The 11690-nt window shown below is 33.6% G+C and carries 13 protein-coding genes and 1 pseudogene; 8 read left to right on the forward strand and 6 right to left on the reverse strand.

Translation table 11 applies throughout. The features are described 5' to 3' along the window. Positions 1 to 19: 19 nt before the first annotated feature. Positions 20 to 1690 carry a DUF2779 domain-containing protein gene (locus tag Dongsha4_RS14115; RefSeq protein ID WP_330202982.1) on the reverse strand — a complete coding sequence of 557 codons (1671 nt, stop codon included), beginning with the start codon at positions 1688 to 1690 and terminating at the stop codon, positions 20 to 22. Positions 1691 to 1767: 77 nt separating this feature from the next. Here Dongsha4_RS14115 and Dongsha4_RS14120 point away from each other — a divergent pair, with 77 nt between their 5' ends. Continuing rightward, on the forward strand, positions 1768 to 1950 hold the full coding sequence (locus Dongsha4_RS14120; protein WP_330202983.1) for a BrnT family toxin: 183 nt from the start codon (positions 1768 to 1770) through the stop codon (positions 1948 to 1950). 108 nt (positions 1951 to 2058) lie between these two features. After that, a complete protein-coding gene (locus Dongsha4_RS14125; RefSeq protein WP_330202984.1) occupies positions 2059 to 2265 on the forward strand; it encodes a CopG family antitoxin in 207 nt (68 codons plus the stop codon). A 27-nt stretch (positions 2266 to 2292) separates the two neighbouring features. On the opposite strand, the pseudogene Dongsha4_RS14130 reads toward Dongsha4_RS14125, so the two are convergent. The 4 genes and pseudogenes from Dongsha4_RS14130 to Dongsha4_RS14145 all read right to left on the reverse strand — a co-directional run bounded on the left by Dongsha4_RS14130 (position 2293) and on the right by Dongsha4_RS14145 (position 4756). After that, positions 2293 to 3006, reverse strand: a pseudogene (locus Dongsha4_RS14130) (IS1 family transposase). Positions 3007 to 3050: 44 nt separating this feature from the next. Continuing rightward, the gene (locus Dongsha4_RS14135) at positions 3051 to 3281 is read right to left on the reverse strand and encodes a DUF4007 family protein (RefSeq protein WP_330202985.1); all 231 of its coding nucleotides are present in this window, start codon (positions 3279 to 3281) and stop codon (positions 3051 to 3053) included. Positions 3282 to 3443: 162 nt separating this feature from the next. Then, entirely contained in the window at positions 3444 to 4076 is a 633-nt protein-coding gene (locus Dongsha4_RS14140; RefSeq protein WP_330202986.1) for a DedA family protein, read from the reverse strand. Between the two features lie 104 nt (positions 4077 to 4180). Next, positions 4181 to 4756: a TerD family protein gene (locus Dongsha4_RS14145; protein ID WP_330202987.1), complete on the reverse strand. Its 576-nt coding sequence runs from the start codon at positions 4754 to 4756 to the stop codon at positions 4181 to 4183. Between the two features lie 11 nt (positions 4757 to 4767). On the opposite strand from Dongsha4_RS14145, the gene lpxD reads away from it, so the two are divergent. Both lpxD and Dongsha4_RS14155 read left to right on the forward strand, forming a co-directional pair. Next, positions 4768 to 5802 (forward strand): UDP-3-O-(3-hydroxymyristoyl)glucosamine N-acyltransferase, encoded by a 1035-nt coding sequence (gene lpxD, locus Dongsha4_RS14150; protein ID WP_330202988.1) that lies wholly within the window; start codon positions 4768 to 4770, stop codon positions 5800 to 5802. A 175-nt stretch (positions 5803 to 5977) separates the two neighbouring features. After that, positions 5978 to 7435 carry a DNA phosphorothioation system restriction enzyme gene (locus tag Dongsha4_RS14155; protein WP_330205448.1) on the forward strand — a complete coding sequence of 486 codons (1458 nt, stop codon included), beginning with the start codon at positions 5978 to 5980 and terminating at the stop codon, positions 7433 to 7435. A 376-nt stretch (positions 7436 to 7811) separates the two neighbouring features. On the opposite strand, the gene Dongsha4_RS14160 is transcribed toward Dongsha4_RS14155, so the two are convergent. Next, positions 7812 to 8921: an ABC transporter permease gene (locus Dongsha4_RS14160; RefSeq protein WP_015221170.1), complete on the reverse strand. Its 1110-nt coding sequence runs from the start codon at positions 8919 to 8921 to the stop codon at positions 7812 to 7814. Positions 8922 to 9065: 144 nt separating this feature from the next. Here Dongsha4_RS14160 and Dongsha4_RS14165 point away from each other — a divergent pair, with 144 nt between their 5' ends. The 4 genes from Dongsha4_RS14165 (at position 9066) to gatC (ending at position 11652) form a co-directional block, all read left to right on the forward strand. Next, complete coding sequence (locus Dongsha4_RS14165; RefSeq protein ID WP_330202989.1) at positions 9066 to 9455, forward strand: hypothetical protein; 390 nt, start codon at positions 9066 to 9068, stop codon at positions 9453 to 9455. A gap of 134 nt (positions 9456 to 9589) precedes the next feature. Beyond that, positions 9590 to 10705 (forward strand): iron-containing alcohol dehydrogenase family protein, encoded by a 1116-nt coding sequence (locus Dongsha4_RS14170; RefSeq protein ID WP_330202990.1) that lies wholly within the window; start codon positions 9590 to 9592, stop codon positions 10703 to 10705. A gap of 65 nt (positions 10706 to 10770) precedes the next feature. Further along, positions 10771 to 11292: a photosystem I assembly protein Ycf3 gene (locus tag Dongsha4_RS14175; RefSeq protein WP_015221167.1), complete on the forward strand. Its 522-nt coding sequence runs from the start codon at positions 10771 to 10773 to the stop codon at positions 11290 to 11292. A 72-nt stretch (positions 11293 to 11364) separates the two neighbouring features. Further along, positions 11365 to 11652 carry an Asp-tRNA(Asn)/Glu-tRNA(Gln) amidotransferase subunit GatC gene (gene gatC, locus Dongsha4_RS14180; protein WP_330202991.1) on the forward strand — a complete coding sequence of 96 codons (288 nt, stop codon included), beginning with the start codon at positions 11365 to 11367 and terminating at the stop codon, positions 11650 to 11652. Positions 11653 to 11690: the final 38 nt, after the last annotated feature.

An 11690-nucleotide genomic window follows, 5' to 3' on the forward strand; every position in this document is an offset into this window, starting at 1 on the left:
TAACTTGCATTACATATAGTTAATTAATAATTTCTAATAATTTTTCATGAATTTTAACCATTGCTAATGTGTCTAATTGACAGTATTCCTTTAAGTTTTTTATCATTTCACTTTTTTTATTTTTATTAGAACAAATAATCATTGAATCCCAAATAGCTTGGGCAACATCACCTCTTTGAATTTCCAATTTATCATAGCTTAAATCTCGAACTAAAACAGGAAGAACTTTTTTGATTGAAGTTGAACCATAGAATTTTGGATGTTGATAGTATTGTTTAAATATTTCTTCTAAATCCCAAAGTCTTTCCACCATACATAATAATTCTTGCTTATATTGAGGAAAATCTTGTGCTAATTTTTTTAGAATATTACTTTCAAAAGATTGATGATAAACAATAATTGTACCAGTAGGTTCAATATGATTAATTAAAGATTCTATTACAGATGGTCGGGGATCTGAATTATCTGTGTGTAAATATTCATAATGTTCTAAACTTTTGTCCTTGTGTAAAATATGACAACTATATTGGAAGATAAATTGCTCATAAGGTTTTAATCCTTCAAATCTGGGGATAGCGGGATTCTGAGTTTCTATGTCAAAGAAATGTAAAGGATATTGTAAGGTAGAGATAATATTTTGAATTTCGTCAAAATCTATATTTGGTTGATTGTTGCTAATTAAATCAACATATTTTTTTTGGTTAGGAGTAAGTTTTATTTGATTATTAATATCTTTAATAGCAAATATTTCTCTTTCTACTAATTGATTTAATTTTTCTGTAGATAAACGTGGAATAGTAAAAATTGAGCCTTCGGGGATATTTTGCCAACAATTACTTTGAAAAGAACAAGGCTGAGGATTAATACAATGTTTTCCAATAGCAATTAAGGGGTTTTTAAAACTATTTAGTATTTCTTTAAATTGATTTATTTTAGATTCAATATTCAGTTCTGATAATCTTTGATCGACCTTATCTGATACATCTTCTATGACAAAAAGATTTTCTAAATTAGGGAAAAAACAAGTTTTTGTATTAATGTGCATTACTTTTACTTTATTAATAGGTAATGAGCAATTAATTAATACATATTTTTGAATAGCAATATCATCAATATATTCATCTTTAATAGAGCCTGAAGATTTTATTTCAATTAAATCCCATGAGGCATTTTTTGTTTTTTGCAAAATATCACAGCGAACCAAAATATCATTAAATAGAAACGCTGCTTCAAATAAACAATCAATATTTGAATGAAGAAATTTTTGGGTTTTTTCAAGGGCTTCCGATGATTTTCCTTCTATTAAATAACCACTAGAAAATCTTTTTCGAGCATATTCTTGAACTTCAATTCCTTGTTGTATAATTCTCTGTTGTGCCAGTGGTAAAGATTCTATCATAGATGAATCATTTATTTCTAACCACATTTTTTTAGGACATCTTAACCCAGACATAAATAATGATTTCGTTAACAGTTGAGTCTGGGTTTTTTCCTTGAGAATATTTTGACTCGTCAAGTCAAGTAATGCAAGGGCAGGAATCCAAACACCCATTTCATTTTCTTGTTTTTGAAAACATACTTCTTGATGAGTTGAATAATTTGCGATCGCAAGTATTTTCCCTTTTGTTGTTTGATTATTAATAAGTGCGGAAGTGATTTTTCCTAATATATCTCTACTTAATTGTTCCATAAATTTACGACTCTTTGGTTAACAAATAGTTTATAACATTTTCATTTTTACCTAATGGTTTGTTGTAAAATATAAACATGAGTCAATTATTATTTCAGTGGAATAAAGAGAAGGATTTAATCAATCAAAAAAAGCATGGTATTTCATTTGAAGAAGCAAAATCAGTATTTTATGATGATAATGCAATTCAATTTTGGGATGAGGCACATTCTGAATTAGAAGATAGATTTTTATTACTTGGTATGAGTTCAAAAATGTGATTATTATTAATAGTGCATTGTTACCGAGAGGAAGAATCCGAAATAAGGATAATTTCAGCGCGTAAAGCAACGAAAAAAGAAAGTCAACAGTATAGGGGATAAAAAACCATGAAACCAGAATATGATTTAACTAAAATGAAAAGTTGCCCGAATCCTTATGCAAAAAAACTAAAGCAACAAGTAAATTTACCTTTAGAAATTGAAGTGATAGAATATTTTGAAAAAAAGGCACAAGAAAAAGGTATTTCTTATCAACAACTAATTAATTTATATCTTCAAGATTGTGTCAAAAGCAAACGTGAAATATCTTTTTAAAGCAAAATGATTAAAATTAGGAGAGCTTCAACTAAGTAATGTTAATCTTTGATTTATTAACGAATCGATCGTTCCATTTACTCTAAATTTTGCAAATAGTCCCATTGTTAAATCCACCATTTCTTTTGATTTTGATACTACTTTTGTTTTTCTATGAAAGATTATCGGAATTATTTCTTTCTATGGCTAAAGTTTCCCTTTTTGTCATCACATGATCAGCATCTGGATGTTGAGATAATAACTCTTGGTACGGTTTCTAATTATCAGTACAGTAGACTGTTACATCCCATTTTCGTAATCTAATTAAAAGTTTTTTGAGGGTTTCACTATCACGGTTTCCCAATTCCCAGTCGATAAGTCTGTTAGTGTTACGGTCATAAGCTTTCCAGATCCATAACTTGTTTTTTTTGACTCTATAAAATGCCAAAGTTCATCTAGTTCCACAACGAACGCTTCGCAGGGTTCAGGCTTTTCATAATTTTCTAGTGCCAAAGCTCTAATCCAATTTAGAATAGTCTGAGCAGAAACATTGAGGAGCTTTGCCATCGAATTCATAGACATTCCACTGCAATACAGAATTACTGTTTCTAGTGTCATCCACATAGGTTTACCTCGCTCGATCTTATCAGTAGTGAAATGATAGTTACAGTGCTTACATTTAAACCTTTGTTGACCACGAGCAAAACCAAAACCGTTTTTGATGATTTTAGTATTATGACATCGAGGGCATTGATGAGACATGGTTAATTAATGATGATTAGGATCAGTCTATATCATAACATTACTTAATTGATACTCTTCTTAAAAGTATAACACCAATAACGGAGCGATCGCACCATATTTTTCCCCACTCCTAATTTAACAGGTGCATCTTCCTCATTAAAAATTTTACCTTCAATCGAAGCCATATCAAAACCCTTCTTTAACCAACCCCAACGGGGATGAAAAGTCTCATGACGGGCAAAAGTAGGAGTTACGGGATTGTCTAAGAGATTTAACTCCAAATTAGTCTGCATAATTAAATATTATTTTGGTATGTTTTTATATTTCTATTAAAATAATATTATGCCTTTTCCCTTCAAGATTCAATTATGCAACGCCAAAATCTCAATCACTACCCTCTTGAAAATCATCCCGTAGCACAAAACTAAACAGAGACAGTTCTTTAATTTGATTTATCAATCCCCTAATCCTTTAACCCTTTTTTGTGCATTATAAGACTTAAACCACAAAGGAATAACTACCCAAGCAATTACAGCCAATAAAGCCACAATACCAAACTGTGCTAAATAGCTAACTAATTGATCAAGGGGAACAATTCTACCCACAAAATAAGCTAGAGTAACGATAATTGCCCCCCAAACTGTTGCCCCCATAAAGTTATAAAATAGGAACTTAGGATAGGGCATTTCCACAATACCAGCAATAGGTCCAGCAAAAATCCTGAGAAGAGTGATAAAACGTCCAAAAAAGACTGCTTTTGCGGCATTATCGACAAATTTACTTTTCGCTTTTTCTACCTCTGTTTCAGGCAAACGGAAAAAACGAGCCAATTTCAGTAAAAACGGCCATCCCCCTATTCTACCAATCCAATAACCACAATTATCCCCTGTAACCGCACCTGCGATCGCAGTTAATAATACTAACCAATAATTTAACTCTCCACTACCCGCTAAAAAACCGCCCACAATGGTAATAGTTTCACCCGGGATAGGAATACCAGTATTTTCGATCGCAATTCCTGCAAACACAGCCCAATAACCGTAAAGGTGGGCTAATTCTTTAATTTGTTCTAAGGATAAAAATTCCATTAGTGAATAGTAAATAGTGAATAGATTAAAAAAGGGCAATGGTAAATAGTTGATAGTAAATAATTAATAAATCCTAACTCCTAACCCCGAACCCTGAACTAAAATTAATTGTATCTGTCTAAAAGGGCTTGTAATCCCCCTTGAAAACCAGAGCCAACAGCATTAAGTCGCCATTCTCCGTCTTTTCTGTACAATTCTGCCATAATTACCGCAGTTTCCACTGAGAAGTCTTCTGTCAAATCGTAGCGCAAAACTTCTTCTTTCGTTTGTACATCCACTAGACGGATATAAGCATTAGTAACTTGACCAAAATTTTGTTTTCTCTTGTCAGCTTCGTAAATTGTCACCGTTACCACTATTTTAGATACATCTACAGGGACTTTACGCAAATCAACAATTAAACCTTCGTCGTCTCCCTCTCCTTCACCAGTGCGGTTATCTCCTAAAAGTTTAACAGATTGATCAGAATCGGGACTAACTAGGTTATTGTAAAAAATGAAGTGTTTATCGGAAACTAATTTGTCATTGTCTCCTAATAGAAAAACAGATACATCTAAATCAAAATCACCGCCAGTATCTGTAACATTGACATCCCAACCTAAACCGATAAATCCTGCAACTAGGCTAGGGGCAACTTTAGCTAAGGAAATTCTTTCGCCTTTTTTTAGTGAAATAGTCATACTTTAATTTTATGAAATTTAGTGATCTTATTCATCAATTATCCCCTCAACATCATAGTTTTGACTCTCATCCCCATCTTAATCCTGAGTTAACAAATATCGCTCCCATCGATCAAGCGGACGTAAATAGTCTCAGTTACATTGAAGGTGATAAGTTTGCGAATATGATAGCCATTACGAAGGCTTCTGCTCTTATTCTACCACTAGATTCTGCACTACAAACTCAAGCTACAGAAAAAGGAATTGCTTGGTTAGCGTCTCCTTATCCTCGTCTTACTTTTGCCCAAGGGATTGATATATTTTATAAACCTTATAAGCCTTCTGCTCAAATTCATTCTACGGCGGTAATTGCTGATGATGTGCAGTTAGGGAAAAATGTCTCTATTGGTGCCCATGTAGTCATCGAAAAAGGGTGTAAAATTGGTGATGATGTATGTATCTTTCCGAATGTAGTTGTTTATCCTGATGTTACTATAGGCGATCGCACCTTACTTCATGCTAATTGTACCATTGAAGAGAGAACCCACATCGGGAAAGACTGTGTTATCCATAGTGGTGCGGTAATTGGTGGAGAAGGATTTGGTTTTGTGCCTACTCAAGAAGGGTGGTACAAAATGCAACAATCTGGCTATGTCATCCTTGAAGATGGAGTGGAAATTGGTTGTAATAGTACAATAGATCGTCCTGCGGTAGGTGTTACGAAAATTGGTAAGAATACAAAATTAGATAATCTTGTCCACGTCGGACACAATGGGGATATAGGAGAAAATTGTGCTTTTGCCGCTCAAGTAGGTTTGGCAGGAGGCGTGAAAATTGGTAATCGGGTTATTTTGGCTGGCCAAGTTGGTGTTGCCAATCAAGTACAAATAGAAGACGGTGCGATCGCATCCGCTCAAACAGGAATACATCATAATGTTAAAGCAGGAGAAACAGTTTCAGGCTCACCAGCAGTAAGCAATAAATTATACTTAAAAGTTTCAGCTATTTATAAAAAATTGCCTGAAATTTATAAAAATGTCAAAGAATTGCAGAAAAAACTTAATTGACTTTTCTACAGTAGTTATGATAAATTTTCTTTGAAAAAAGGTATCAGGTGGCAGGTGTCAGGTAAAAAAAATTTAAAAGTTTATAAATTATTATTATAAATTATTATTAAATAACTCTCTTTTCCCTGTTCCCTACTCTAACTAAAAATTTACACAACGAGAAGTGAAAGAGCCAATGATAACAGGGCAAAATATTGATCAATGGGAAGTAATTAACTGGCAAAAATTAATTCAGATATTTTCAGCAAAACAGATACATAAAGTAGCTGAAAAAAGAAGTAAATATAGCGTTTATCCCCTTAATAAATATCCTCAATACCCTCCAGAATTAATTTTAAGAGATTATCAAAATCAAGCAGTTATTAACTGGATGAAAAATCAAGGGAGAGGTACATTAAAAATGGCAACAGGTAGCGGAAAAACTATTACAGCCTTAGCCATTGCTACAGAATTATATCAACATATAAACCTAGAAGTATTACTCGTTATTTGTCCTTATCGTCACCTAGTTTTACAGTGGGAAAAAGAAGCTAAGAAGTTTAATTTATCTCCTCTATTAGCCTTTCAAAGTGTTTATAATTGGCAAAGTGACTTATCGCAACAACTCTATCAAATTCACCAAAAAAAACAAAATTTCTTGACTATAATTACAACCAATTCAACCTTTATTAGTGAGAGATTTCAATCTCAATTACCTTTTTTTCCCTCAAAAACTCTTATAGTTGGTGATGAAGCCCATAATTTAGGTTCGCCTCGATTTGTTTCTTGTTTGCCTAAAAACATCAGTTTAAGACTTGCCCTATCCGCAACTCCAGAAAGACATTTTGATAACGATGGCACAGATTTATTAATTGATTATTTTGGAGCAGTTTTACAGCCTGAATTTACTTTAGCAAAAGCATTAAAAAAACAAGCATTAGTTAAATATAATTATTATCCTATTTTAGTAGAATTAAATCAGTATGAAGCGTTAAAATATGCCAAATTGACAAAAAGAATTGGTTGGATATTATCGGAGAATAATAATTTGGAAGATAATCCCCAATTAAAATCACTATTATTACAGAGATCCCGTTTAGTTGCTACTGCTGAAAATAAATTAGTTGCCCTCAAAGAATTAATGCAAAATCATCGAGATATGAAGGCAACTTTGTTTTATTGCGGAGACGGCAGTATGAATAATAATGAAAAGCAATTAGCTGCAGTGACACGTATTTTAGGAAAAGAATTAAATTATCGAGTTAATACTTATACCGCAGAAACACCGGTAGAGGAAAGAGAGATGATTAAACAACAACTGATTACAGGGGAATTGCAGGGAATTGTCGCTATTCGTTGTCTTGATGAGGGAATAGATATACCGATGATAAATAATGCGGTGATTTTAGCTAGTAGTAGTAATCCTCGACAATTCATTCAAAGAAGGGGAAGAATTTTACGTCCTTATAAGGGAAAACAAGAGGCTAATTTATTCGACATGATTGTCATTCCTCCTATTTTAGAAAGAGATATTTGGCAAGTAGAAAAAAGTTTGATGAAAAAAGAATTAGGGCGATTAATTGAGTTTGCAAAATTAGCAAAAAATGCTGATGAAGCTCATAAGGTTTTGAATCTTATTCAAGAAAAATTTTAGACATAATTTATAACAATATTTTATAATCAACATCTAATTAAAAATATAATAATTAGTTCTTCCACAGTGGTTATGATAAATTAAAGGCAAAAGGCAAAGTTAAAAAACCAAGAGGCAAAGGGCAAAACCCCCTTTATCCCACCTCTCGAGGGGGGAGAGCAAAGGTGAATAGTTGAGAATTAAGAATTAAGAATTAAAAACTCCGTTCACGACTGAAAGAAGTGTACGAGAGCAGCAAATTCTCGTCTTTCCTAACACCTGACAGCTAACCTTATGGGATATTCTTAAACTGAACTGAAGTTATTCAATAATTGCAAGAGTGCTTACTCTAACTAATAATTTATATACTCAAAGTAAAAGTAATAGTGTCTAATAATTATCTACTTTTTGGATCTAAACTATCTCTTAAACCATCCCCTAATAAATTAAAAGATAAGACCGTTAAAATAATTAATAAAGCAGGGGGAAAAATTAACCAAGGCTGTAAAACTAAAACAGAAGCATTTGTCGCTAAAGATAGTAAATTACCCCAACTAGGATCTGGTTGTTGAATACCTAAACCAATTAAACTTAATACTGATTCAGCAACGATAAAACTAGGTATAGAAAGGGTTGCAGAAATGATTATATAAGTAGCAGTTTGGGGCAGTATATGTTTAACAATTATATAGAATGAATTAGCACCGATCGCTCTTGCTGATTGTACGAATTCTTGTTCTTTAATGGCTAAAACTTGTCCTCTAATGACTCTAGCCAATCCAGACCAACCAATAAAAGAAGTAATCATAACTATTAATAAAAATCTTTGAGCACTGCTTAAACTGGGGGGTAAAATGGCGGCTAAAGCTACTAATAAATAAATCCCCGGAATGGTCATTAAAACTTCAACTAAACGCATTAAAATACTGTCAATTATTCCGCCAAAATAACCAGCTATTCCGCCTATAAACATCCCTAAAGGAAATGAAATAAGGATACCTATAATACCAATAAATAAACTAATTCTTCCCCCATATAAAATACGACTAAATTGATCTCTACCTTGTTCATCTGTGCCTAATAAATTTATTTTTCCTTCTCCTGTTGTGCCAAACAATTTACGGTTGATGGTAAATCCTGAAAAAATTTCTCTTTCTTCAAATTTAGGGGGCAATGGTAATTTAAGGGCAAAAAGTTGATAGGGTTCAGTTTTTGGGAATAACCGCAAGGGAGAAGGTTTGCTATAATCTATTTCTAAGATGCGATCGCCCGTTTGTAAATCTGTTGCACCTTGGATAGTAGGATAAACATGAGGCCCGATGAATTGTCTCTGTGAATTACGCCAATAAATAGTAGTTGGAGGTAATAATGAGCCGTTTTCCTGAACTGAATAGGGATTATAAGGGGCGATAAAGTCTGCTCCAATTACCATAAAATAGAACAATAGGAGAGTAACCGCCCCCAATTTAGCAAGGGGATTTTTTCTTAATCGGCGCCACCAATTCATGTAATAACCAAATAAATAATAATTAAAGTTTAAATATAACCAGTATTGTCAATGTTAGCGAAAAATAACTGACACATCGCTTATTTTAAGATTAAAATAAAAATTTTCTACTCATATTTATAATTCTGAAGAATCTAAGAATTTATGCAATTAACAAGTCAAGAAATTAGTTATTATCGAGATCAATTATCTGATTGCGAACCAGCGATGAAATCCCTCGATATAATAGAGGATGCGGAAGGAGACTTAGAGGATGCCGCCACTTCCATTGCTTTGGCTATTGGGCAAACTCCTGATAGGGTTGATTGGTTGGATGGTTGGGCAAAGCGTTGTCGAGTTGCTATTTGTGAAGTTAGTTTCCGCTCTGATTTAGAAGATAATTACATTGAAAATGCGGTTAAGTATCTGTTGGAAAAAAAAATTTGTCCCCCTTTATTAATAACTCCTTTACTAATTTATGTGGTCAAAAACGGAATTGAGCAATTTTGTGAGCCTCTTTCCTATAAGCTGGGCAACGATAACGAAACCCTGTAGCATTTTGTTTATATTGTCTGTAAGTTTGTAAATAATCACTAAAAATAGTGGTAATTCTCTCTCAGATAGTACTAGGTTTTTTTTAATTGCTACTATATAAAATAGTCTATTAATCAAGCAGTAACGGTTGAAGAATGTCGAAATCAAAATCAATTAGCATTGAAGTTGGTCAAATTTTTAGCTTACAGGTTGCACCGGGAAATATTATTAAAGGAGAAAATAGTCTCAGTAATAGTGGAAATGCGATCGCATCTTTTGGTCAAATGCCCTTAGTGGTGGGAGGAGAGAAAACTATAAAATTAATTGAAACTTATCTTGAACCTATTTGTAAGAAATTTAATTTAAAACCTCGTTACGCCAGTTATTTTCCCGATTGTAGTGAAACATCTTTAAAACGTCTCGAAAAGGCAGTCAAAACCCATGAAGCCGATTTCATTATCGGTGTGGGGGGTGGAAAATCCCTTGATAGTGCAAAATTATTAGCTCACAATTGCCATTTACCAGTAATTACTATTCCTACCTCTGGGGCTACTTGTGCCGCTTGGACTGCTTTAAGTAATATTTACTCAGAATCGGGAGCTTTTCAATATGATGTGAGTTTGCGTCATTGTCCTAATTTACTTATTCTCGATTACAATATTATTGCTTCTGCTCCTAAATATACTCTGATAGCGGGAATCGGAGATGCGATCGCAAAATGGTATGAAGCTTCCGTCAGTAGCGGAAACTCTACAGCAACCTTAACCATTGCCGCCGTACAACAAGCAAGAGTATTGAGAGATATTTTACTCCAGAAAGCCGAAACTGCTCTACAAAATCCCCTCAGTGAAACTTGGAAAGAAGTAGTTGACGCAACAGTATTACTTGCAGGAGTAAGCGGAGGTTTGGGAGGTGCAAATTGTCGAACCGTTGCCGCCCATGCCGTGCATAATGGTTTAACCCACTTAGAAGCAACTCACGGCAAATTACACGGTGCAAAAGTGGCTTATGGTATTCTCGTGCAATTGAGATTAGAAGAAACCATCGCTAATAATCAACTTGCCAAAACTGCCAGACAACAATTAATCAAGTTTTATCAGTCTATCGGTTTACCCACCACCTTAGAAGATTTAGGCTTAACAAATATTACCTTAAGTCAACTGCGTCAATGTGCTGAAATTACTTGTAAACCAGAATCAGATATTCACCGTTTACCTTTTAATGTGACTCCCGATATTTTACTCAGTGCAATGGTTTCAACAATGGCATAATGGACAAGAAAAGGTTTAATGTATAAATACCAATTTTAAATTTTTCTTAGTATAAATAACATAGTATGCCTAGATCTCAGAGAAACGATAACTTTATCGATAAAACTTTCACCGTCATGGCGGATATAATTCTTAAAGTCCTCCCCATTGACTCAAAAGCAAAAGAAGCCTTTGTTTATTATCGTGATGGTATGTCAGCCCAAGCAGAAGGGGAATATGCAGAGGCTTTAGAAAACTATGAAGAAGCCTTAAAACTAGAAGAAGATCCTAATGATCGCAGTGAGATACTATATAATATGGGTTTAATCCATGCTAGTAACGGAAAACTAGAAGAAGCATTAGGATACTATCACCAGTCTTTAGACTTAAATCCCCGCAAACCTTCGGCTTTGAATAATATTGCCGTGATTTATCATCATTTAGGCGAAAAATCAAAACAAGCGGGAAATGAAAACGAGGCAGAAAGTTTATTTGATAAAGCCGCAGAATATTGGAAACAGGCTATCCGTTTATCTCCTAATAGTTATTTAGAGGCTCAAAACTGGTTGAAAACCACTGGGCGCTCAGAAATTGATGTCTTTTTCTAGTATTCTCTATTAATGATTCAGCCTTCAGTAATTAGCTTTTTATTATTAATCATCATTGTTTAGAAATTAGTTATGAGTTTAAGTCAAGCAGAAGTTAAAAAAGTTGCTAATTTAGCCCGTTTACATTTAACAGAAGCGGAAGAAGAAGCATTTGCACCCCAATTAAGCGCGATTTTAGATTATTTTGAACAGCTAAAAGAATTAGATACGGAAAATGTAGAACCTACCACAAGAGCGATCGATGTTAATAATATTATCCGTGAAGATGTACAATCTACTTATGAAGATCGGGAAAGTTTACTCAATATCGCACCTGAAAGAGATGATGATTTCTTCCAAGTACCTAAAATTCTTGCTTAGTATCTGACATTAATTAACCTGAGTTGGGGATAAATTGT

Origin of the sequence: Cyanobacterium sp. Dongsha4 (assembly GCF_036345015.1) — a bacterium.
Taxonomy (GTDB): Bacteria; Cyanobacteriota; Cyanobacteriia; order Cyanobacteriales; family Cyanobacteriaceae; genus PCC-10605.

Coding starts and splice junctions, on each gene's coding strand:
- Dongsha4_RS14115 (WP_330202982.1), bottom strand. CDS start 1,690: ATGGAACAATTAAGTAGAGATATATTAGGAAAAATCACTTCCGCACTT.
- Dongsha4_RS14120 (WP_330202983.1), top strand. CDS start 1,768: ATGAGTCAATTATTATTTCAGTGGAATAAAGAGAAGGATTTAATCAAT.
- Dongsha4_RS14125 (WP_330202984.1), top strand. CDS start 2,059: ATGAAACCAGAATATGATTTAACTAAAATGAAAAGTTGCCCGAATCCT.
- Dongsha4_RS14135 (WP_330202985.1), bottom strand. CDS start 3,281: ATGCAGACTAATTTGGAGTTAAATCTCTTAGACAATCCCGTAACTCCT.
- Dongsha4_RS14140 (WP_330202986.1), bottom strand. CDS start 4,076: ATGGAATTTTTATCCTTAGAACAAATTAAAGAATTAGCCCACCTTTAC.
- Dongsha4_RS14145 (WP_330202987.1), bottom strand. CDS start 4,756: ATGACTATTTCACTAAAAAAAGGCGAAAGAATTTCCTTAGCTAAAGTT.
- lpxD (WP_330202988.1), top strand. CDS start 4,768: ATGAAATTTAGTGATCTTATTCATCAATTATCCCCTCAACATCATAGT.
- Dongsha4_RS14155 (WP_330205448.1), top strand. CDS start 5,978: ATGATAACAGGGCAAAATATTGATCAATGGGAAGTAATTAACTGGCAA.
- Dongsha4_RS14160 (WP_015221170.1), bottom strand. CDS start 8,921: ATGAATTGGTGGCGCCGATTAAGAAAAAATCCCCTTGCTAAATTGGGG.
- Dongsha4_RS14165 (WP_330202989.1), top strand. CDS start 9,066: ATGCAATTAACAAGTCAAGAAATTAGTTATTATCGAGATCAATTATCT.
- Dongsha4_RS14170 (WP_330202990.1), top strand. CDS start 9,590: ATGTCGAAATCAAAATCAATTAGCATTGAAGTTGGTCAAATTTTTAGC.
- Dongsha4_RS14175 (WP_015221167.1), top strand. CDS start 10,771: ATGCCTAGATCTCAGAGAAACGATAACTTTATCGATAAAACTTTCACC.
- gatC (WP_330202991.1), top strand. CDS start 11,365: ATGAGTTTAAGTCAAGCAGAAGTTAAAAAAGTTGCTAATTTAGCCCGT.